This window comes from Marinobacter alexandrii (genome assembly GCF_005871205.1).
GTDB classification, from domain to species: domain Bacteria; phylum Pseudomonadota; class Gammaproteobacteria; order Pseudomonadales; family Oleiphilaceae; genus Marinobacter; species Marinobacter alexandrii.
Map to the genome: position 1 here is coordinate 316,314 of NZ_SWKM01000014.1, position 20,493 is coordinate 336,806.

The 20,493-nt window shown below is 55.7% G+C and carries 19 protein-coding genes; 7 read left to right on the plus strand and 12 right to left on the minus strand.

From position 1 onward, the window contains the following. Window positions 1-21: 21 nt before the first annotated feature. A complete protein-coding gene (locus FCS96_RS15350; protein ID WP_138441252.1) occupies window positions 22-297 on the minus strand; it encodes a YebG family protein in 276 nt (91 codons plus the stop codon). Between the two features lie 118 nt (window positions 298-415). Beyond that, complete coding sequence (locus FCS96_RS15355) at window positions 416-1,384, minus strand: beta-ketoacyl-ACP synthase III (RefSeq protein ID WP_138441253.1); 969 nt, start codon at window positions 1,382-1,384, stop codon at window positions 416-418. A gap of 163 nt (window positions 1,385-1,547) precedes the next feature. Between FCS96_RS15355 and FCS96_RS15360 the strand changes: the two genes are divergently transcribed. Both FCS96_RS15360 and FCS96_RS20080 read left to right on the plus strand, forming a co-directional pair. Then, complete coding sequence (locus FCS96_RS15360) at window positions 1,548-1,799, plus strand: YdcH family protein (protein WP_138441254.1); 252 nt, start codon at window positions 1,548-1,550, stop codon at window positions 1,797-1,799. Between the two features lie 197 nt (window positions 1,800-1,996). Continuing rightward, window positions 1,997-2,149 carry a hypothetical protein gene (locus tag FCS96_RS20080; protein WP_171040811.1) on the plus strand — a complete coding sequence of 51 codons (153 nt, stop codon included), beginning with the start codon at window positions 1,997-1,999 and terminating at the stop codon, window positions 2,147-2,149. A 98-nt stretch (window positions 2,150-2,247) separates the two neighbouring features. Here the strand turns inward: FCS96_RS20080 and FCS96_RS15365 are convergent, their stop codons facing one another. Further along, window positions 2,248-4,248: a HAMP domain-containing methyl-accepting chemotaxis protein gene (locus FCS96_RS15365; protein ID WP_138441255.1), complete on the minus strand. Its 2,001-nt coding sequence runs from the start codon at window positions 4,246-4,248 to the stop codon at window positions 2,248-2,250. A 129-nt stretch (window positions 4,249-4,377) separates the two neighbouring features. After that, window positions 4,378-5,364: a peptidoglycan-binding domain-containing protein gene (locus tag FCS96_RS15370; RefSeq protein WP_138441256.1), complete on the minus strand. Its 987-nt coding sequence runs from the start codon at window positions 5,362-5,364 to the stop codon at window positions 4,378-4,380. A 235-nt stretch (window positions 5,365-5,599) separates the two neighbouring features. Here FCS96_RS15370 and FCS96_RS15375 point away from each other — a divergent pair, with 235 nt between their 5' ends. After that, complete coding sequence (locus FCS96_RS15375; protein ID WP_228264127.1) at window positions 5,600-6,490, plus strand: bifunctional transcriptional activator/DNA repair enzyme AdaA; 891 nt, start codon at window positions 5,600-5,602, stop codon at window positions 6,488-6,490. Window positions 6,491-6,542: 52 nt separating this feature from the next. Here the strand turns inward: FCS96_RS15375 and FCS96_RS15380 are convergent, their stop codons facing one another. The 5 genes from FCS96_RS15380 to FCS96_RS15400 all read right to left on the minus strand — a co-directional run bounded on the left by FCS96_RS15380 (window position 6,543) and on the right by FCS96_RS15400 (window position 13,431). Next, a complete protein-coding gene (locus FCS96_RS15380; protein ID WP_138441258.1) occupies window positions 6,543-7,508 on the minus strand; it encodes an ABC transporter substrate-binding protein in 966 nt (321 codons plus the stop codon). Between the two features lie 235 nt (window positions 7,509-7,743). Continuing rightward, window positions 7,744-9,588, minus strand: a complete 1,845-nt coding sequence (locus FCS96_RS15385) for a serine/threonine protein kinase (RefSeq protein WP_138441259.1) — start codon at window positions 9,586-9,588, stop codon at window positions 7,744-7,746. 9 nt (window positions 9,589-9,597) lie between these two features. Continuing rightward, window positions 9,598-11,241, minus strand: coding sequence for a dihydrolipoyllysine-residue acetyltransferase (locus FCS96_RS15390; protein WP_138441260.1), 1,644 nt, complete (start codon window positions 11,239-11,241; stop codon window positions 9,598-9,600). 26 nt (window positions 11,242-11,267) lie between these two features. Then, on the minus strand, window positions 11,268-12,245 hold the full coding sequence (locus tag FCS96_RS15395; protein ID WP_138441261.1) for an alpha-ketoacid dehydrogenase subunit beta: 978 nt from the start codon (window positions 12,243-12,245) through the stop codon (window positions 11,268-11,270). 1 nt (window position 12,246) lies between these two features. Continuing rightward, a complete protein-coding gene (locus FCS96_RS15400; protein ID WP_138441262.1) occupies window positions 12,247-13,431 on the minus strand; it encodes a thiamine pyrophosphate-dependent dehydrogenase E1 component subunit alpha in 1,185 nt (394 codons plus the stop codon). Between the two features lie 388 nt (window positions 13,432-13,819). Here FCS96_RS15400 and FCS96_RS15405 point away from each other — a divergent pair, with 388 nt between their 5' ends. Then, a complete protein-coding gene (locus tag FCS96_RS15405; protein WP_138441263.1) occupies window positions 13,820-15,283 on the plus strand; it encodes a malate:quinone oxidoreductase in 1,464 nt (487 codons plus the stop codon). A 67-nt stretch (window positions 15,284-15,350) separates the two neighbouring features. Here the strand turns inward: FCS96_RS15405 and FCS96_RS15410 are convergent, their stop codons facing one another. Both FCS96_RS15410 and FCS96_RS15415 read right to left on the minus strand, forming a co-directional pair. Continuing rightward, window positions 15,351-15,884, minus strand: coding sequence for an ATP-binding protein (locus tag FCS96_RS15410; RefSeq protein ID WP_138441264.1), 534 nt, complete (start codon window positions 15,882-15,884; stop codon window positions 15,351-15,353). Between the two features lie 15 nt (window positions 15,885-15,899). Next, complete coding sequence (locus FCS96_RS15415; protein WP_138441265.1) at window positions 15,900-16,778, minus strand: LysR family transcriptional regulator; 879 nt, start codon at window positions 16,776-16,778, stop codon at window positions 15,900-15,902. 103 nt (window positions 16,779-16,881) lie between these two features. On the opposite strand from FCS96_RS15415, the gene FCS96_RS15420 reads away from it, so the two are divergent. From FCS96_RS15420 to FCS96_RS15430, 3 genes are read left to right on the plus strand one after another with little or no spacing between them, the layout of a single operon-like run. Then, on the plus strand, window positions 16,882-17,613 hold the full coding sequence (locus FCS96_RS15420) for an SDR family NAD(P)-dependent oxidoreductase (RefSeq protein WP_138441266.1): 732 nt from the start codon (window positions 16,882-16,884) through the stop codon (window positions 17,611-17,613). Window positions 17,614-17,639: 26 nt separating this feature from the next. Continuing rightward, a complete protein-coding gene (locus FCS96_RS15425) occupies window positions 17,640-18,224 on the plus strand; it encodes a 2-hydroxychromene-2-carboxylate isomerase (protein ID WP_138441267.1) in 585 nt (194 codons plus the stop codon). A 57-nt stretch (window positions 18,225-18,281) separates the two neighbouring features. Continuing rightward, window positions 18,282-19,478 carry a YbfB/YjiJ family MFS transporter gene (locus FCS96_RS15430; RefSeq protein WP_138441268.1) on the plus strand — a complete coding sequence of 399 codons (1,197 nt, stop codon included), beginning with the start codon at window positions 18,282-18,284 and terminating at the stop codon, window positions 19,476-19,478. A 10-nt stretch (window positions 19,479-19,488) separates the two neighbouring features. On the opposite strand, the gene FCS96_RS15435 is transcribed toward FCS96_RS15430, so the two are convergent. Further along, entirely contained in the window at window positions 19,489-20,358 is an 870-nt protein-coding gene (locus tag FCS96_RS15435; RefSeq protein WP_138441269.1) for a LysR family transcriptional regulator, read from the minus strand. Window positions 20,359-20,493: the final 135 nt, after the last annotated feature.

Here is a 20,493-nt window from a genome sequence, read left to right on the forward strand (position 1 = left end):
CTGCCCATCTGAACGTCGGTTTTAAGCTTGATCCCCGGCGTTTAGCAGCTCCGGCTTTTTCAGGGCTTTCTGAAACAAATCCCGCTCTTCGGCGATGGCCATGGCACACTGCTCTGCCTGGTCATCGCTTAATCCTTCAACCTTCCGGCTTAGAAACACCTGTATTTCTTCCGCCAGCTCCAGAATCTTATCCCGAGCATCCGCATCGGCTTTAGACGTAAAGAGCATGGTGTCAGGATGTTTAAGCGCCATATCAAGGCCGTCCCTCTCGGAAAAATAGACTGCTTGTACCGCCATGGTTACTCCTCGCAGTGAATGCGTAATGCTGTATAAAAATACAGTGTACAGGAGGCGAGCCTGTCTCGACAATAAGGATTTGGGACTGGATCAGGCAACCAGGCGCGCAGGGCCTGGCTTAGTAACGCAGCAGTGCGGAACCCCAGGTAAATCCGCCGCCAAAGGCTTCCAGCAGCAGGACTTCATTGCGCTGGATGCGACCATCCCGAACCGCAACGTCGAGTGCCAGCGGAATAGAGGCGGCCGAGGTGTTACCGTGCTCGTTGACGGTCACCACCACACGATCCATGGGCATGTTGAGCTTCTTGGCGGTCGCCGAGATGATCCTGAGGTTAGCCTGATGGGGCACCAGCCAGTCCACATCGGATTTCTGCATCTGATTGGCGTTGAGGGTTTCGTCGACAATCTTCCCGAGAGTGTTTACGGCTACCTTGAAGACTTCGTTGCCTTTCATCTCCACAAAGGCCTTACCGGCTTTCACCTGGTCGTAGCCGTCGGCAATGCCATAAGGCACATGGAGCAGATCTTCGTACTGGCCATCGGCGTGGAGGTGGGTGGAGAGAATGCCGGTTTCTTCACTGGCCTCGAGAACCACGGCGCCGGCGCCATCGCCGAACAGTACGCAGGTGCCACGGTCTTCCCAGTTGATGATGTGGGAAAATACCTCGGCGCCAATCACGAGAGCTTTCTTACTGGTTCCGGTTTTGACGAACTTTTCTGCGGTAGCGAGAGCGTAGACAAAGCCACTGCAAACTGCCTGGATATCAAAGGCGGGGCAGCCACGAATGCCTAGGCGGGCCTGAAGGATGCAGGCGCAACTGGGGAATATTTTGTCAGGCGTGGACGTGGCAAAGACGATCAGATCAATATCGCCGGGCTCAATGCCTGCGGCTTCAATCGCGCGACGGGCGGCGGGCTCGGCCAGATCAACTGTTGTTTGGCCCTCCACGGCGATGTGTCGACGTTCAATGCCAGTGCGCTCCCGAATCCATTGGTCGGTGGTATCGACCATCTTTTCGAGGTCCTGATTAGTAACGATATTCTCAGGCAGGTAAGAACCAGTGCCGGCAATTCGTGCAAACGTCATTCGTGCGTGTCCCGAGGTAAGGCTGTGTGTCGTATTCCCATGCTATACCCACCAAGCACAGAGCGTTATTAGCGATTTGTCAAAGGCCCCCCGAAAATGGCAGCCTCAGCTATTATAAAGAAGCCACCGAACCAAACTCAGAATCGGAGAGGAGAGCACCGTTATGGGAATTTCCAGTCACGAGCTTCACGAAGAGTTTCCTCAGTACAGCGATCTGATTGATCAATTGAAAACCAACGACCCCAAGTTCGGGGACAAGTTCAGGCAATACTCAGAGCTGGACCAGGAAATCGAGGGGCTGGAAAGGCGTGATGCGCCAATCGGAGATGACAAACTCCATCGTTTGAAGCAAAAGCGGGCACACCTGAAAGACCAGATTTACCAGACTCTGGTGCAGAATGGACATGCCTCCTGAAGAAAACTCACGAACTCTGAAAACCGGGCCATTTCAGGCCCGGTTTTTTTCATTAAATTGCGTTAAAACGGCCTTGCAGAGGCTCTGATAAGTGTTTCCAAGTATTCAGACTGTAACGTCAAGTCATTAGAATAGGTGCCTAATCAAACAGGGTTTCGAATTCCGAAACTCATGACTACTGAAACTGGAGATACGATATGAAAAGAGCTGCTTCTTTCTATAAAGGCTGGCGCATGAAACGCAACTTCGTTCACCTGGTGATGACCACTGACCGTCGCCTGCTGAATGACGTTGGTTTTTCACCTGACGTGGTTCATCAAAAGCTGAGCACGCCTTTCTGGAAGTTTTAATGTCTTCCAGACATGCCCGGGGTAGTAGTAATCTGGCCGTTTAACCCTCGGCCGGCCCCGGGCAATCCATGCCTTCCTTCGATTGTAAAAAATCTTTCCTAGCGAACCCTGAACCGGCGCACCAGAACGTCCAGATCGTCTGCCATTCCGGCCAGCGATTTGCTCGACTGGTTTACATGCCCGATGTCCTCGGCGAGCTTGTCGATAGCCCCACTGCTTGCTTCAACATTTTGCGTCATCTCTGCCGCAGTAGCTCGTTGCTGCTCCGTTGCACTGGCGATTTGTGTGGTCATTTCAACGATGCGGTGTACGGCGGAAAGAATGTTCGACAGGGCAGTCCCGGATTTACCGGCTTCTGTGGTTGCCTCACTGGCCATTTGCTTGGCCCGGCTCATGTCCACAACTGCTCCGGCGGCACCTTCCTGCAGGTTGGAGACAATGCGCTCAATGTCGACCGTTGAGTCCTGCACTCGTTTAGCCAATCCGCGAACCTCATCGGCGACCACGGCGAAGCCACGACCTGCCTCACCAGCGCGGGCAGCCTCAATGGCGGCATTCAAAGCCAGCAGGTTGGTCTGTTCTGCGATGTTTTGAATCACCTCTAGAACACTGCCGATTTCGCCGGATTCGTTTTCCAGGCGCTGAATTCGAGTCGAGCCTTCTTCCACCTGGTGGGCCAGATCCGACACCGCCTTGATGGCTGTTGTCACCGTCTCTTGGCCGTTTTCGGCCAGGGAGGCTGCCTGTCGTGCAGACTCATCGGTATCGTTGGTGTTGGAGGCGATCTCCTCCGAGGTAGACACCATCTCTTGCATGGCGGCAGACACCTGAGTGATCTGATCCCGCTGTTGCTCGGAGTTGGCGGTGGTACGGTTAGTAATCCCGGACAGTGATTCCGATTCGGTTGTCAGCTGGTGCGAGGCAGTCACAATCTGGCTGATGGTGTCTTCCAGGGTTTCAAGGAAGGAGTTAACGGCGCCAATGAAATCGCCGACTTCGTCGGGCCGGCCCTTCGTCAGTCGGGTAGAGACATCGCCGTTATTGGCACTGATCGCTTCCAGATAATCCAGGATTTCCCGTCTTGCCCGCTTCACGCTCGAGCCCATCAATCGGCTCATCAGAATGGCAACGATTAAGCCAAGTACTACCGACACGGCGAAGGCGGCGATGGTGAACTGCAAAGCTTTGTCGGTTTTTGCGTCGGCGTCGTCAGCTACTGCTTCAAGAGCCCCAAATACATTGTCTTCGAGTCTTCTAGCCATCTCGGCTATTTCAGGTCCGAGAGTATCCAGCTTCTGGTTTTTTACCTGTATTACGATATTTTGCTGGACCAGCAGTTTCTCAACCGCGGCCTGATAACCTGCAAGTTCCTGGACTGCCGTGTCGAAATACTCCCGAACGAAGTCGGGCACGTCCGACTCGTCGATCAAACCGAGTGCGTCCTGAAGATCTTCAATGGCGTAGCCAAGCGATTTTTTGGAGGCCTCATCACCATTAGCGAAATAGCGTTGGGCGGACATGCGCATCATCAGGGTATCGCTGATGAGTTGCTCAAGTACGGCCCTTAACCGGCTATCCGGGTTTCGGTTGGCGACACCGTCCAGTGCGCGCCGCAGCGCTTTAGAGGCGTTAGGACCGTGAACATCCAGTTCATCCCGGATGATCGACAACACCTGTTTCTTGGCTGGCACCAGCTCGTTTTTAAAAGCAGCTGCGTATTGCCGGGTGGCCCTTTCGATTTCGTCAACGAGCCGGGCGCGTTCCGGATCGTGGATGTCTTCCTGGGCGCTCGCCATACTTTCTTCGAATTCGTCTTCCAGCTCGGAAAACGACGAGAGAAGCTCTTCGTTGCCGGTGGAATAGTAGTCGAAAACCCGAAGCCTCATTCGGTAGAGGTTGATTAACGCGTCTGTAGCCGTGGCCGTATCGGGCGCCAGATCCCGAGCGACAGTGTCCATGCTTTCGTCGAGTATCTGGAACTCACGGACGCTGTAAAAGGTGACAAACGCAAAAAGCAGCAGGATGAAGACCGGGGCAATGAGAAGTTTGCCGGGTACACCCAGTTTTCGCTCAATCGATTCCAGCGCAGAGGCAGCCATTTTTTTACCTTCTAGTTGTTCTAATGATGGGTAACTTAACGGCCGATTAGAAGCAAACTGAAGAAGATAGGTCCAATAAATCCTAAGCGCGGTGCGCTGCCTGTTTACGCCAAAACAACCGGGATGGCGTTACACCATCCAGCCAAAGAGGAAGCGGAACAGGCTGCCAAAGATGTTGCGGTCATCCTTTGGCTCAGCGTGTTTTTCTCTCTGCGCTGTCTGTGCTGTTGGCGTTTCCTGCGCCTCTGTTTTCGGGGCTTGTGCAACCGGCTCGTCCACTTCCGTCTTTTCGGCGGCAGTCGCCTCGTTTGGCAATTGCCTCATCCATGCGACGGTTTCCGCGTTAGTGGGCTCTGCGGTTTCGGGGGCTGGAGACTTCACCTTGGCCACATCGGTGCCAGGCGCAGGCTTTTCAACGGACTGTGGTACCGGTTCCGCCTTGGGTGCTGAGGGGGATGAGTGTGCTGCGGGCGCTGGAGCCGACTCGCTCACAACTTTGGTTGGCGGGGTGGCGGTAGTTTGGGGAGCAGCTTTGGGAGTCGGCTCGGAAACAACGGCGTCCGCCGGTTTGTTGGGCTGGCTCTGGGATTGAACCTGTGGCTTGGGTTTCTCAGCAACGGCCAAGCCCTGCGTGTTATCAGATTCAGCGGGTGTGCTGGCAGCAACTGGCGCAGCGGCTGGCTCGGGCGCGATTTCCTTCACCGAGAACGCAGGCTTGGGTTGGAGGCGGCGCTGAGGTTGAGCCTTGGAACCGGGCTTGGGTTCAGAGATGCCTAAGGCGGCCAGGGCCGCTGTTTTGTTGGCGACGACGTTACCTGATATTGCTTGCCCGGAGCTGTTGGAAATCCCAAGTGCAGAAAGAGTGTCTGGGTCCAGAACACCGGAAGCTTCCAGTGTGCCATTACGAGTCTGGAAATCGCGAATGCCTTGTCGCAGGGCTTTGTCCATCCAGCCATCGGCCCGGCCAATGTAATAGCCGGCGCCGTAAAGGGCGTTTTCGGCCGCAAAAATGACGTTAACGCTGTTGGCCTGGGCCTGAGAGCTGACGGCGAGTGCAGCGGACAATAACAGGCCCTTGCTGACGGTGCTGACGGTGCTGAGTTTGGCGGAATTCATACGAGTAACCCTCTCTGGATGTGATGGGGTTGTGCGAATGGGTTGAGTATCGACCAGATCTTTACTGTATTCCGTGCACCACCACACAGTGTGCCAACAACGGCGACGGGTTCATGCATTCGTGGCAGCAAGAATCGGGCAAGATTCGGATGGCATCAGCATAGGAAACCGGTTCTGATGGTTGTATGGTTTCAGGAATGAGGATGCGGTGATGCCAATGCCAAGCGAAACGACAATGCAAGGTACCAATTCCGGGCGCGATTCCGATAAACGTCGTGCCCAGATGATTCAGCTGGCGCGTACCATTGAACAGCGAGCCGACCAACCACTCACGCTGGCAAGTCTGGCTGAGGAAGTGGGGCTGTCTCCGTCGCGCCTGCAGAAAGTGTTCAAGGACGTTCTCGGGGTGTCGCCCAAGACCTATCAAGACGCTGCGCGGATGCGCCAGTTCAAGCAATCGCTCAGGCAGGGCAGTGGCGTAACGGATGCCATTTTTGAATCCGGGTATGGCTCTGTGAGCCGGGTGTATGGCGAGGGAAAACGCAGCATGGGAATGACGCCAACGGCGTACCGGGCAGGTGCCGAGGGCGAGCGTATCAGCTACGCCTATCGGAATACCTCACTGGGCCTGGTGATGATGGCGGCCACCGACCAGGGCGTGTGTTTTGTGCAGTTTGACGATACTGCTGATTCACTGCTCGATGCGCTCCAACGCGAATTTCCCAAGGCAGACCTGAGTGCTTCCTCAGCGCAACACGCCCCGGAGCTGGATCAATGGATTGAAGCGCTGGATCGTCACATTGATAACGCGGCGCCAAGACCTGATATTCCTCTCGATATCCGTGGTACCGCATTTCAGATCAAGGTCTGGAACTTCCTGCGGACCATTCCGGAAGGCTCGGTGCTCAGCTACAGCGATGTGGCCAATGGCATTGGCAAATCCAAGGCTACCCGTGCCGTCGGGACGGCTTGCGGCAAGAATCGGATTGGCTTGCTGGTTCCGTGTCACCGGGTGCTTAGGGGCGATGGTCAGCTCGGAGGCTACCGCTGGGGGCTTGAGCGTAAACAGGCGTTACTGACGATGGAGAGCCAGCGAAACCCGCAGCCCGCTGACCAGGCCCAGTGATAAGCCACTCAGCGCTGAGTGGCTACCAAGTTAAAGGAGCAGGGCGGCGAAGCTAATCCACAAAATTGGACTGGCTGGAAATCAGCGAGGACAGCTCCAGATCCCAGTGCTCCATGCCGCTGCGGCTGTACACGTAATGCCCGCTCAGGGATTTCATCTGCGGAATGCGGTCCGGTTTCATCCCATTCAGGATCATCGACGCCAGGCGCGCTGCGGTCAGCCCTTCCTGATGGGCAGATACGGTGAAGCCGCCTATGCCTGCCTGCTCACCCACAAAGATGTCCCAGAATGAGAAGATCGGCACCTGGGCGCGGTTGTAGGCCTCGGTCATGATTTCTTTCGGCGGCGCGTAGTTGTCGTTTTCGTCGCGGATGGTGTGGTAGGTGCCAACAACAATCGCGTCGTACCGGTAATGGGCGTTAAACACCGATTCCAGCCAGGTTTGCTTGTCATTGGTCAGGACAATATCGAGACGCGACCCGTAGAGGGTAGGCTGGCGCTCATCCCCGAAATACTCATTTACCGCATTGCGCATGGTTGGTGAATCATCCATCAGGACCAGAAAGCGTTCATTCTTCTTCAGCACCTTGCGCAGGTGTCGAATACTCTCTCCGAAAAATGGCCGCTCGAGGATGCCCGTCACCAGAGGGTGGTTTAGTGTCGGGTGCTGTTCCGGGCCGCCGTTGACACCCAGGAACACAACGGGAATCTGCTGGCTCACCAAATGCTCGGCCATAAGGGTAAAGGCGTTGTCGTCGCCGAGAATGGCAACATCTGGCTGAATGCTGGCAACGGCCTGCTGAATCTCGGCAACTTTCTGGGGCCATTCCGATTTTTTCAGCCGCTTGGTGTCCAATTCGAGGATGTGAATATCGTGCTTTGTTCCTAATACCGATTTTACAGCGGCAACGTAGTCGGCATCCCATTTGTAGCCGCCGTGATAGCTTTCTATCACGACCACGGTCTTGCCAAAACACATCGGGCTGAACAGCAAAAAGGTCAGGAGAAATAGTCGCATGCAATGTTCCTTGTTGTTATTGAGGCGTGCCTGGAATTTTTGAAAAAACTCAACAGTTGCGACTAAAAACTATTCAAAAACTGCACCATATCCGCACGTGTATGATTTATAGGGGATTGTCAGCGTACAGGTGCAAACTTGTCCTGAATTCTGGATACAAATGTCCGGCTTTACGTACAGGTTTTGTCCGTCATTCAGGACAGTTGTAGGGCAGGCCGGTCATTCAGGTAGTCGGTCAAGAAGTAACGCCGGTGGATCTGGGATTCCGGGGGTAATAACTCTCGGGCAGGTGCTCGATGTGGGGGAAAAATCGGGTGTCTTTGTAGGGCATTTTCATGAAGCCGGACACGCCCAACCCGGTGATTTGTTCCACCGCCGACAGGATTTCATCCAGCAGCCGGCTGAATTCCGGCTCCTGGTCCGGATCCAGCAGCCGGTAATGGCTGTGAATCTTCAGGTGCTTGGGCAGGGCTTCAAAGATGATCATCCCGGTATGATGGATATTGTTCAGCGCTTCCAACGCATGGATGATGGTTTCCGGCAGTACCAGAAACTCTTCGGGATCCGGGCCGTCCTCGAAGTAGGAGTGAACGCGGGTTTCGTCTTCCACCTCCGGTGCCGAACTGACCTCGTAGTGCAGGTTCATGTCGGGTGTTACCAGGAATGGCTGATCTGGGTCGGCGCGATCAATGTGCAGGGTGTTTCGGGCGTTGAACAGACAGCTCTTGAAGATACCCTTGCGATAGATTGCCTGGGCCAGATACACCATGTTGTTGACCGCCTGCACAAAGGCCGTTTTAAGGCTCGGGTCGTGCAGGTTCAGGGAGGTGTCGATGTACACGCCGTCGGTCTCCCAGCGCACCGCGAGGCCACCTTCGACCGGGTATCGGCCTAACCGACTGACCGCCGCCAGGAAGGCTTTTTCGGTTTCGCCCATGCCTTGCATGAAGTTCTTGTAGTAACGGTCCAGCTGTACGTCGTTGACGTCGTTCAGGGTTTCCGGCGCGCCTTCTTCCCTCAGGAAAGACTTCCGGGAGCTGTAAACGACTGTATCAATCTCCTGGTCCGAGGCCCGCACCCACACCGGAACCTGCGGCGTGACTGGTTTGGCCGGCAGGTCAATCATCACGGTGTGTGCCATTCTTGGCATTTCACTCAGGTAGTAATCGCCGGCTATGCGGCGGGTTTCCGGATCCGGTGACAGCATGCCATCCAGCATGCGCGCAAATTCCATGGGTAGCCCGAGCGAAGACGCCGGAATAGCCTGATGGCCGAACCGGCAGGACTGGCCCGAGGCCAGGGCATACAGGGTGCCGGCCGCGCCCTGTTCGTCAAAGCGCGGTGACGAGAGCCCGCCGTTTAACTGTTCCGAGCCAATGAAATAGACATCGCCGAGCCGGGCGTTGGTTTGCTGAAGGTTATCGGACATCAGCTCCATCACATTGGCGGTGATGAACTGCTGGTTGGCATCCAGCTGTGCGAACACCGACGAGCCCCAGTCAATCAGGGCGATGTTTTCGGTGCTGGCGTCGAAGACCAGGTTCGAAGGCTTGATGTCGCCGTGCACGATGGGGCGTCCGGCCGGGCCGGATTCACGCCGCAGGTTGCGCAGTATGTCCGCAAGCTGATCGGCAATTCGAATGATGAGCCGCGGTTTCAGGCGACCCTCACGGAGGGATACTTCTTCAAGATTAAGACCTGCGGCCCGTTCCATCACCAGAATGGGCTGGTTGTGGGCGCGCTGGTAGGAAATCAGTCGGGGAACTCTCGGGTGCCGAACCTGCTCGAGAATGTAGGCTTCATCTTCCAGCCGATCCTGGAGGTGCTGGGGCAGGTTGATGCGGGTGAACTTGAATACGTGCTCCAGATCGCTCGTGCCTTTCAGACTGAGGCGGCCGGAAAACACGAACCCGTAGGCACCTTTGCCAATCATCTCGATGTCATGGTAACCGAGCTGGCGGAGCTGGGCGGCGCACAGCGCCACCCAGTCCTTGAGCTTTTTGGCATCGTCATGACTGAGCAGGTAAACAGATTGCTCTTCGGGTATGTAGAACTGCTGGATCTGTTTTGCCTGCGTCATGATTGCCCGTTAGCCCATATGCAGCAGCATCGACTGCGGCGATTCCAGGTAGCTTTTCCATCGATTGCAGAAGCGGGCAATGGTGCCGCCATCAATAATGCGATGATCACCGGCCCAACTTACTGTCATGATAGCCCGTTCCACGACCTGACCATTGGCATCAAAGCGCGGCAGCTTCTGGGTCCGGCCAAGGGCAACGATGGCCACTTCCGGCACGTTGATAATGGGTGAGGCGTAGGTGCCGCCCAATGCGCCAATGTTGGAAATGGTGATGGTGCCGCCCTTGAGGTCTTCCTGACTGACCCGACCTGATCGTGCGGCTTCGGTCAGTCGCGCCACTTCGTCAGCAACGCCCAGCATAGTCAGGCTTTCAACGCCTTTGACGTTGGGGACCATCAGGCCGGCCTTGCCGTCCACCGCCATGCCGATGTTGCATTGGGACAGGTAGTGAATCTCGCTGACATCGTCATTGATACGGCTGTTGAGCACCGGGAATTCCTGCACCGCCAGAGCCATGGCCTTCATAAAGAAAGGCATCAGGGTGAGGCGCGAGCCTTTGGCTTCGGCCTCTACTTTAAGCTTCTCGCGCAGGGCCAGCAGGTCGGTGACATCGATGTCCTCACTGTAGATGAAATGGGGAATCGTGGTTGCCGAGGTGACCATGTTGCGGGCCATGGCAGCTTTCATGCCCTTGATCGGCTCAACGCGAACTTCTTGCTCGCCCGCTGCTTGCCGGCGACCGCTAGTGGGTGCCGGTTTGGCCTCAGCAGAAGGTGCCTGGCTTTCGGGCTTGGTTGCTGGCTTATCGAGATGAGCCAGCACATCGGCCTTCAGCACGCGGCCGTCTTTACCGGAACCACTAATGTCGGCCAGATTCAGGCTGTGTTCCCGGACCAATCGACGAACCGCCGGGCTGGCCGGAATGCGTTGCCGGTTCTGTGCTGCCGCCGGTTGCGCAGCGGCTGGCGCTGAATCCTGGGCGGGAGCCTGGCTGGGCTTGGCCTTCGGCTCGACCGGCTCGTCACGTTCGCGAGGGATAAAGGCAAACAGAGGCGAGTGCACCTGCGCCATTTCCTGCTGCTGATGGTAAAGCTTGGTGACTCGGCCGGCCTTGGGTGCGGTGATCTCAACCATCGCCTTGTCGGTCATTACGTCTACCACGGGCTGGTCTTCCTCAATCTCGTCACCTTCGGAAACGCGCCATTCCACCACTTCACACTCAACAATGCCTTCGCCAATATCCGGCAGGATAAAATCTTCGGTGGCATCATCGCCCTGATTCGCGGTGGCCACGGAGGCCTGCTCGGCAGACGGCTTTTCTTCCGCTGAGGGCTCTTCTCCCGCTGAGGGCTCTTGTCCTGCTGAAGGCTCTGGTTCTTTGGCTTCCGGCTTCGATTGTCCAGCGCCGGATTCATCATCTTCGCCGACCAGTTCGAATAGCGGGGCATGCACCTTCGCGATGTCGCCTTCCTTATGATAAAGGCGAGTCACTCGGCCTTTGTAGGGCGCAGGAATTTCCACCAGGGCCTTGTCGGTCATTACCTCGGCCACCGGCTGATCTTCTTCGATCAGATCGCCTTCACTGACCAGCCATTTGACCAGTTCACATTCCACGATACCTTCGCCGATATCGGGCAGTATAAAATCACTCATGGTTACTCTCCTGTCCTGATACCAGCCTAGAAATCGACGCTCGCCCTGATGGCCTCATAGACCTTCAGGTGATTGGGCAGGTGCTCTTTTTCCAGCACCAGCGGGAACGGTGTGTCGATCCCGGTAACCCGTGCAATCGGAGACTCCAGATACAGGAAGCAACGGTCCTGTATGGTGGCGGCGATTTCACCGGCGAAACCGCCGGTCAGGGGAGCTTCGTGAGTGACCACCAGGCGTCCGGTTTTAAACACCGAGTTGGCAACGGTTTCCACATCCCAGGGCAGGATGGTCCTCAGGTCGATAATCTCACAGGAAATGCCTTCTTTTTCGGCCATTTCCACGGCTTTCTCGATCACTTCCATCTGGGCGCCCCAGCCCAGCAGGGTAATGTCCGAGCCTTCCTTGATTACTTCGGCTTCGCCCAGCGGCAGGCGGTAATCCTCATCAGGCACTTCGCCAACGGAGGCGCGATACAGCCGCTTGGGTTCGAAGAACAGGGTAGGGTTGGGATCATGAATCGCGCCCAGCAACAGGCCCTTGGCCTGATGAGGGTTGCGCGGTACCACAATCTTCAGACCGGGTGTGTGAGCGAAATAGGCTTCCGGTGACTGCGAGTGGTAAAGACCACCGGCAATACCGCCGCCATAGGGCGCTCGAATGGTCAGGCCACCTACATCAAACAGGTTGCCAGAGCGGTACCGGAACTTGGCGGATTCGTTAACGATCTGGTCGAACGCCGGAAAGATGTAATCCGCAAACTGAATCTCGGCCACGGGCACCGAGCCCTGCGCGGCCAGGCCGTTGGCAAAGCCGATGATGCCCTGTTCCACCAGTGGGGTGTTAAAGCAGCGGGCCTTACCGTACTTTTGTTGCAAGTTGCTGGTGGCTCGGAAAACGCCGCCAAATACACCGACGTCTTCGCCAAAACACAGTACTTTCTCGTTTTCGGCCATCGCCGTGTCCAGGGCATTGTTGATGGCCTGGAGCATGTTCATCCTACTCATCTCAGGCCCCTCCCTTCGCGTGTTCGGCACTCTTTGGGTACTCATCCGGATACTTGCGGATGTGCGCTTTTACCTTTTCGAACTGTTCTGCCAGGTGCGGCGGAACTTCGTCGTAAACATCGGTAACCAGCGTATCGAGTGCGGGAGGTGGCCGCTTCTGCGCCCGCTTCATGGTTTCAAGCACTTCGCGGCGCATGTTTTCCTGAAGTTGCTTTTCGTCGTCTTCGCTCCACCACTTGCGGCTTTCCAGCCACAAACGCATGCGCAGGATCGGATCTTTCTCGCGCCAGACGGCTTCTTCGTCTTTGCTGCGATAACCTGAGGGGTCGTCGGAGGAGGAGTGGGCAGCCAGGCGATAGCTCATGGCTTCTATCAACACGGGGCGGTTATGCTCCACCGCCAGCTTTCGTGCTTCCTGAGTGGCCTGGTACATGGCCAGGATGTCGTTGCCGTCCACCCGGATCACGTCCATCTTGTAGCCGTAGGCGCGGGGTGCAACACCGTCGGCCGCAAACTGTTCAGCGGCGGGTGTTGAAATGGCATAGCCGTTGTTGCGGCACAGGAAGATCACCGGCACGCGGTGCACGGCGGCCATGTTCAGGGCGGCGTGGAAGTCGCCTTCGGAGGCGGCGCCTTCGCCGAAGTAAGTAATGGTGCAATGACCTTCGCCCGCCATTTTCTGGCCGTAAGCGTAGCCTGTGGCCTGAGGAATCTGAGTGGCCAGGGGCGATGAAATGGTCATGTAGTTGAGTTTTTTGGAACCATAATGGACGGGCATCTGGCGGCCCTTGCCATAGTCCAGCTCGTTACCGAACAACTGGTTCATAAACTCGTCGATGGAGAAACCGCGATAGGCGAGGGCGCCCTGTTCCCGGTATTGCGCCATGATCATGTCACCATCATCCAGCGCAGCGGTGCTGCCGATAACGGCGGCTTCTTCACCGGTGCACTGCATGTAAAAGCTCAAACGCCCCTGGCGCTGAGCGGCAAGCATGCGCTCGTCGAGAATCCGCGTGGTGACCATGGCCCGGTAGATACGCAGGGCCTTCTCTTTATCAAGATCAGGAGCCTTGGCGCTCTTGTAGAGCGAGCCGTCCTGTTTCAGTAACTTGAAGGTGGGAATCCGGAATTCCGCACCATCGGTAAACACTGGGGAATATACAACTTTGGATTTTGTTGTTGTCATAATCCTCTTCCTGGGGTGATGGCCTGAGGAACAAAACACTCCTTTTGGGAGTGTAGTTAAAGTCTCGAAAGACAGCCTGACGGGATCGGGTGAGATCTGTGTCAGGGTTGGAACGCGTTTACCTTAACGTAAACTTCCGTGTTGGGGTAGACCTGTTGCGGGATTTTAAGGGTTTTTGGCGGCTAAAAATTTGTGGGGCCTCTTCAATAACAATGGCATGCCGGTGGGCAAGAGTGTCTTGGTTCCTGTTTAAGGATCGGCCAAAACTGGTTCCCAGGGAAGGGGTGAAGCATGGTACCTTCGGGCCCTAGTACTTTTTGGTACGGTCCCTTTGTAGACTAAACCTGTGGACTAAACTCACGAAAATTCAGGCGGATGGATAAAGTTTATGAACGTGATCATCATCGGCGCGGGGATTATGGGCACCACTCTTGCGACCTTGGCGAAAGAGCTGGCTCCCGAGTTGGAAGTGACCATTCTGGAGCGGTTGGATCATGCCGGGGCGGGTAACTCCTGGGTATTCAACAACGCCGGTACCGGGCACGAGGCCAACTGCGAGCTTAACTACACCCCCGTGGATGAAGAGGTCATTTCAGTTGAGAAGGCTTTGAAGATCCACGCTCAGTTCAATATCGCCAAGCAGTTCTGGGCGCATCTGATCGAAAGGGGCGCCATTAAGGACCCGAAGAGTTTCATCAACCGCACCAAGCACTGCACCATTGTGTCTGAGTCGTCCATTGAAGAGCTAAGACTGCGGTTTAAGGAAATGTCAGCTCATCATTTCTTCGAGAACATGCAGTACTCCGAGGATTTCGACGAGATCAAGAGCTGGATTCCGTATCTGATGGAGGAGCGCCCGCGCCACGAAAAGATGGCGGCGACGGTGATTGAAACCGGTACCGACGTCAATTTTGGCGCCCTGACTGAGCAGATGGCCGCCCACGCCGTGCAGGAGCTTGGTGTGAAAATCGAATACGGCACTCACGTGAAGCGTGTGCACCGCAGCCCCACCGGCCGCTGGCTGATCGAAGCCGAGCAGAACGGGGCCGCGATACAACATCGGGCCGATGTGCTGTTTGTGGGCGCGGGTGGCGGCGCCTTCCCGCTGTTGAAGAAAAGCCATCTGCCATTCCGCAGTCGATTTACCGGGTTTCCAGTTGGCGGGCGGTTCCTGCAGGCACCGATCAGTGCAGAGCAGGCCGAGCTATACCGGGCGAAAACCTACGGCAAGGCGGCCGTTGGCGCGCCTCCCATGTCGGTGCCGCACCTGGATTTACGGGTCGCGGATGGTCAGCACTATCTTCTGTTCGGGCCTTTCGCGTCCTTCAAACCGGTATTGGAGAAAGGGCGCGGGTTCTTTGATTACCTCAGCTCTATGCGATTGCACGATATTCCAGGCCTGCTGAACGTCGCCCTGGAGCACTTTCCGCTGGTTAAGTATCTGGTCTCGGAGACCTTTAAAGGCGAGAAAAGCATGTTCGAGGAGCTCGAAAGCTTCGCACCAGGCATGAGCAAGAAATTCAACTGGAAAGCCATAGAGGCTGGCCAGCGCGTGCAAATCATTAAAGACGGTGATTTACAGATGGGCACTGAGATTCTTGTGTCCAGCGACAAGACCTATGGCACGTTGCTAGGCGCGTCGCCCGGGGCCTCAGTTTCGCCTGAGGTTATGTTGCGGTGTCTGGAGCGGCTATTGCCCTCGATCTTTACCAAAGACGAAGCCCAGCAAAAGAAGAAAAAGATCTTTCCCGAGGACGATCTGGACACGTTGATTAACAACCCGGAGCGCTACCGGGAAATTCGTGATTCGGCGAATAACTTACTGGGAATTGGCCAGCCCGATAACCAATAAGAATGTTCCTGAGAGCGGCCAACGTGCCGCTCTCAGGAGAGTTATCGAGCAATCGGCCCATGGGTTTTCAGCGCGTCAATAAATCCGCGATGATCTGCCGTGCCACATCTTCCGGAGACTGCTCGGAATTATCGATCTGGAGCGCATTTTTGTGCTCAATGGGTAGGAATTGCCACTCAGACAGCAACTCGGAAAGGTGGTCCCGGCAGGAGATCTTGTGACTTTGCTGCCGCTCTACTGACACTGAACGGCTGAGTAGTACGTCATGCCTCGGGTGAAGCTGAACTGGGTAGACTTCAATGCCTTCAGATTCAAAAAAATCCAGGTATCGACGGATTTCCTTTTCATCTTCCTGCGCGCAGGTCATGAAGGTCATCACCATGCGCGCAACCCCAAGTTCATTCGCCTTGGACAGCGTCTGGCGTCTGATTGAATTGGTAAAGTGGTGGAAGTCTTTATCACCGAAGGCGTCATAAATGGCCATGCTCAGATCAACCGCCAGGTGATTGTGAAAAAGCTTGAAATTGTGATTTCTCTGCAAGGCTTTTGCGACGGTCAACTTCCCCGCGGCTGGTGGGCCATGAAGCCAGACTAATTGCATTGGCATTCGACTTCCTTATTTGTCAGGCCAGCGAACGGTGGAGGCGAAATCGATAAATCGATCGATCTCCTCCTGATTGTCACTGTCCGCCCACTCAAAACCAATGGATCGTTGTGCCGACAGTTCTGTAAGAGGGCGTTTTACAACGTTCGGGGCATCATAATGCGCCGGAACGATCGCTATCCCAACGCCCTGTTGGACCAAAGATAGCGCCCGGTCGTCCTGATTAGTCACATAAGCCACGTTTAGCCGGGTACCTGCCGATCTCATTAACTCCTGCAACATCAGGCGATATTCACAGTGGGAGCGGGAAACGAAGGGTTCGCTCTCAAGATCGGAAAGAGTCAGTGAAGGCGATTCACTCAGATGGTGATGCGCTGCCATGGCGACCATGTACGGTTCGGTAAACAGAGATTTTGAATGTATAAAGCTGTGTCTGCTGGCGGAACGTCCAGAGAGCACGGTGAACGCCAGATCAATTCTGCCTTTCCTGGCTAACTGCTCCATTTCATCATTGCTGGCGTCGAAAACCTGGAGTCTTAGCCTGAGATTTTCGCGGCGGTAGGGTTCGATCAGTCGGGCAACGTTGGCAATGGACAAAGTGTTGATGACCCCGAGCCTCAGCATCCGTTGCTGGTCATGATTCTTGAGCTCATCGCGAGCTCTGTTGCATTCGTCTACGATGCGCGTGGCGCGCTCAAACAGGGTTCTGCCGGCGGGCGTTAATACTACGTTGCGCTTGTTTCGCGTGAACAGTTTTACGCCAAGTTCACCCTCCAGTTTTGCTATCGATGCTGATAGTGCCGGTTGAGAAACAAAGGCTCTCTTGGCTCCCCGAGTGAAGCTTTCCGATTCGGCCGCCGCGAGGAACAGGCGCAGTTGCTGCAGTTCCATGTCATAACCGTTGGTTGTGGTAAGGATTCAAATAATCGATTTCCTATATGTTATTCGGTGGGATAGGCTTTGACCAGTTCCATCACTGAATCAGGAGACGGGAATGGCAACCGAAGACCAGCCAATCGCTTTGGTCATCGGCGCAGGAGACCATCTGGGATCAGCAATTGCGCGCCGCTTTGCCAAGGAGGGTTACCACCTCGTGGTCACTCGTCGACGTGGAGATCTGGATACGCTCAAGGCTGAAATCAGCGCCTTGGGGTCAAGTGCCACCGCCATTCATTCCGATGCCCGCGATGAGAACCAGGTCAGCGAACTGATCGACCGGGTGGAATCGGAGCTGGGTCCAATACGGGTGGCTGTGTTCAATGTCGGCGGAAATGTCCGGTTCGATCTCTGTGAAACCACCACCCGGATCTATCGAAAAGTCTGGGAAATGTGCGCGCTGGCGGGTTTTCTGGTGGGGCGGGAAGTTGCCAGGAAAATGTTGTCCCGCAACGAGGGAACCATCCTGTTCACCGGAGCCTCGGCAAGCCTCAGAGGTGGCCGTGGTTTTGCTGCGTTTGCCGGAGGCAAGCATGCCCTGAGGGCGTTGGCGCAAAGCATGGCCCGGGAGCTGGGGCCACAGGGCATTCACGTAGCCCACGTGGTTGTTGATGGTCTTATCCGTAACGAGGCAACCGCTGAATTTCTACCAGACCTTTATACGAGTAAAGGAGAGGACGGCATCATCGAGCCTGATGATCTCGCTGATATTTACTGGCACCTCCATAACCAGCCCCGCTCGGCCTGGACGTTCGAGCAGGATGCCCGTCCGTTCTCCGAGTCCTGGTAGCCCCTGACCAAAAAGAGGTATTCAGTATGAGCAAGAGTGTTGATTTCTATTACGATTTTATAAGCCCCGCATCCTATTTCGCGTGCATGCGGCTACCGGAACTCACCAAAGAAACCGGCGCCACAATCAACTACAAGCCGGTTCTGCTCGGGGGGGTCTTCAAAGCGACAGGCAACACCTCTCCGGTAACGGTCCCCGCGAAGTGGGAGTGGATCAAAGCCGACTTTCAGCGGCACGCCGATTACTATGGCCTTCCTTTCCAACTAAACCCACATTTTATCTTCAGCACGGTGAACGCCATGAGAGGCGCGCTTTGGGCGCTTTCGGCAGGACGGATAGAGGCATACAATCGAGCTATGTTTTCTGCCGCCTGGGCGGAGGGTCGGGATCTGTCGTCCCCGGAGGTTCTCGCGGACATCCTTAACCGGGCGGGCTTCGATGCTGATGAAGCGATGGCGGCCATCGCGCAACCCGCGATAAAAAGTGAGTTGATAGAAGCCACAGATGAGGCAGTAGCCCGAGGCGTGTTCGGAGCACCCACCTTTTTTGTCAACGACGAGCTGTTTTTCGGGCAGGACCGCATGGATTGGGTTAAAAGGGCGCTCATCTGATGTTTCGGACCCCGCTTTTCTTCAATCATTTCCGGCTAGCCGGCTTTTGAGGTGTTCATGAATGACCCAGCCCAACGTTATAAGGTTCTGACCGCAGGGGTTTTGAACCTGATCCTGGTGATGGGTATTTCCCGCTTTGCCTACACGCCACTGTTACCGGCCATGCTGGAGAACACAGACCTGGGAGCGGCTGAAGGCGGTTGGTTGGCGGCGATTAACTATCTGGGTTACCTGTGTGGCGCGTTAATCGCGTCGATGATCAGTGACCTGGAACTCAAGGACCGGCTGTATCGGATAGGCCTGTTCTTGGCCGTGGTTACAACAGCGGGCATGGGGCTGACTGAAAACTTCTGGCTTTTGTCGATCCTGCGCTTCGTGGCTGGTTTGAGCTGCGCCGCCGGTATGCTTATAGGTTCGGGGTTGGTGCTGAATTGGCTGATGCGGAATAACCATCGTAGTGAGTTGGGCATTCAGTTTAGTGGCGTTGGCCTGGGTATGGTTCTGTGTGCTGCCGCCGTTGAGCTAATGAACACGGTTTTTGATTGGCGCGAGCAGTGGCTGGTATTGACCGCGATTGGTGCCATCCTTCTGATTCCGGCATTGGGCTGGTTGCCGCGACCGGTGCCGGTGCCCGTCGGGTTCAACCACAAATCCATGGAGGATTCGCCACCCAGTGCCGCCTTCATGAGACTGTTCACCGTTGCTTACTTCTGTGCCGGCATTGGTTATGTGGTCAGCGCGACCTTCATCGTTGCGCTGGTTGATGAATTGCCCGGACTGGAAGGTAAGGGCGTCTGGGCTTTTCTCGTGATGGGGCTGGCCGCAGCGCCGAGCGCCATGCTCTGGGATCTCATTGCACGCCGGATTGGCAACCTGAATGCGATGATAGTTGCGAGCCTACTGCAAGCTGTGGGCATTTTGTTGCCGATCATTGAACCCAATATCGTGTTTACGATGCTAGGCGCCATTCTGTTCGGCGGCACCTTTGTCGGCATTGTTTGCCTGGTGCTCACCATGGCGGGCCGCTTCTATCCCTCCAGGCCCGCTAAATTCATGGGAAAGATGACCATCTTCTATGGCGTTGCTCAAATTATCGCCCCGGCGATCACCGGACTGCTGCGAGAGTACAACGGAGATTATGCCGCAGGGCTTTATACGGCTTCCGCTGCAATGGTTGTGGGCGCCTTGTTTTTGATCATGGCCAAGAGCCGGGAGTTTGGCGCCAAGCCGGCACCCGAGTTTGTTAATCGCTAAGCTTAGTCGTTTAACGGTGTGCGTCGACGGCTCGCGCCGCCTCGAGAATGCAGTTCTCCAATGGCTCCAGAAACGTCTTGCCGAGTGTTCCTGCCTCAATCAGGTTCATGGTGAGCAGGCGCCGGTCTGGCAGGCTGTCCATGCGCAGTGGCCGGACCTTCTCCGAGGAAACTGACGACTCCGGTAGCAGTGACACCGCCAGGCCGCTCTCTACTGCAGAATACAGATTGGCCATGTCTGGGCTTGTGATCACCAGGTGATGGGCCAGGCCAGACTGTTTCAGGTCCAGTTGGGCAAGGTCTCGCAGTGCACAATCGCTTTCCAGCAGTGCCACGGGCAGGGAGCCCTGTTGCTCAAGGGGCATTCCTGTTGGCGCGTACCAACATAGCCTTTCTGACCACAGGTTCTTTTCATTGGGAAACTGGGCTTCGTCGGTCACAATAGCAAGATCCAGATCGCCGGTGTTCACCAACTCTCGAAGTTTGCGGCTGCGGCCGCAGGTGATGCGCGGAACCAGCTCGGGGAAGGAATCCCGCATGCGCGGTAGGAAATGATCCAGAAAGGTCTGGGCGTAATCGGTAGGAATGCCGAAATGCACCGGCCCCCGAAGGGGCTCTGAGCTCAAGGCGCTTAGGGTTTCGTTGTTCAAGCGCAGCAGCTGATCGATGTAGGCCAGGAGCGTTTTTCCAGGATCGGTCAGCTTGATGCCCTGATTGCTTCGCTCCAGCAGTCGCTGACTCAGTTGTTCTTCCAGGCGCTTTATCTGCATGCTCACAGCCGCTTGCGACCGATACAGCCTTACAGCGGCTTCCTTGAACCCTCCCACTTCAACGACAACGGAGAAAGTATTCAGCAACTCAAGGTCTAGCAGGGGTTTCATGGCGCGTTCCGGAGTAAGGTTTAAGTGCTGGTTAAACCAGTTGGCTTGTTGTTCACGAAAGGTGAATTACGATATCAGATTTATTTGTTTGAATGAATTATAGGGGGCTCTTATGATGTCAGCCTGACATTCCGC

Coding starts and splice junctions, on each gene's coding strand:
- FCS96_RS15405 (WP_138441263.1), top strand. CDS start 13,820: ATGAACGTGATCATCATCGGCGCGGGGATTATGGGCACCACTCTTGCG.
- FCS96_RS15380 (WP_138441258.1), bottom strand. CDS start 7,508: ATGCGACTATTTCTCCTGACCTTTTTGCTGTTCAGCCCGATGTGTTTT.
- FCS96_RS15415 (WP_138441265.1), bottom strand. CDS start 16,778: ATGGAACTGCAGCAACTGCGCCTGTTCCTCGCGGCGGCCGAATCGGAA.
- FCS96_RS15430 (WP_138441268.1), top strand. CDS start 18,282: ATGAATGACCCAGCCCAACGTTATAAGGTTCTGACCGCAGGGGTTTTG.
- FCS96_RS20080 (WP_171040811.1), top strand. CDS start 1,997: ATGAAAAGAGCTGCTTCTTTCTATAAAGGCTGGCGCATGAAACGCAAC.
- FCS96_RS15420 (WP_138441266.1), top strand. CDS start 16,882: ATGGCAACCGAAGACCAGCCAATCGCTTTGGTCATCGGCGCAGGAGAC.
- FCS96_RS15350 (WP_138441252.1), bottom strand. CDS start 297: ATGGCGGTACAAGCAGTCTATTTTTCCGAGAGGGACGGCCTTGATATG.
- FCS96_RS15400 (WP_138441262.1), bottom strand. CDS start 13,431: ATGACAACAACAAAATCCAAAGTTGTATATTCCCCAGTGTTTACCGAT.
- FCS96_RS15365 (WP_138441255.1), bottom strand. CDS start 4,248: ATGGCTGCCTCTGCGCTGGAATCGATTGAGCGAAAACTGGGTGTACCC.
- FCS96_RS15385 (WP_138441259.1), bottom strand. CDS start 9,588: ATGACGCAGGCAAAACAGATCCAGCAGTTCTACATACCCGAAGAGCAA.
- FCS96_RS15425 (WP_138441267.1), top strand. CDS start 17,640: ATGAGCAAGAGTGTTGATTTCTATTACGATTTTATAAGCCCCGCATCC.
- FCS96_RS15360 (WP_138441254.1), top strand. CDS start 1,548: ATGGGAATTTCCAGTCACGAGCTTCACGAAGAGTTTCCTCAGTACAGC.
- FCS96_RS15435 (WP_138441269.1), bottom strand. CDS start 20,358: ATGAAACCCCTGCTAGACCTTGAGTTGCTGAATACTTTCTCCGTTGTC.
- FCS96_RS15355 (WP_138441253.1), bottom strand. CDS start 1,384: ATGACGTTTGCACGAATTGCCGGCACTGGTTCTTACCTGCCTGAGAAT.
- FCS96_RS15395 (WP_138441261.1), bottom strand. CDS start 12,245: ATGAGTAGGATGAACATGCTCCAGGCCATCAACAATGCCCTGGACACG.
- FCS96_RS15370 (WP_138441256.1), bottom strand. CDS start 5,364: ATGAATTCCGCCAAACTCAGCACCGTCAGCACCGTCAGCAAGGGCCTG.
- FCS96_RS15375 (WP_228264127.1), top strand. CDS start 5,600: ATGCAAGGTACCAATTCCGGGCGCGATTCCGATAAACGTCGTGCCCAG.
- FCS96_RS15390 (WP_138441260.1), bottom strand. CDS start 11,241: ATGAGTGATTTTATACTGCCCGATATCGGCGAAGGTATCGTGGAATGT.
- FCS96_RS15410 (WP_138441264.1), bottom strand. CDS start 15,884: ATGCAATTAGTCTGGCTTCATGGCCCACCAGCCGCGGGGAAGTTGACC.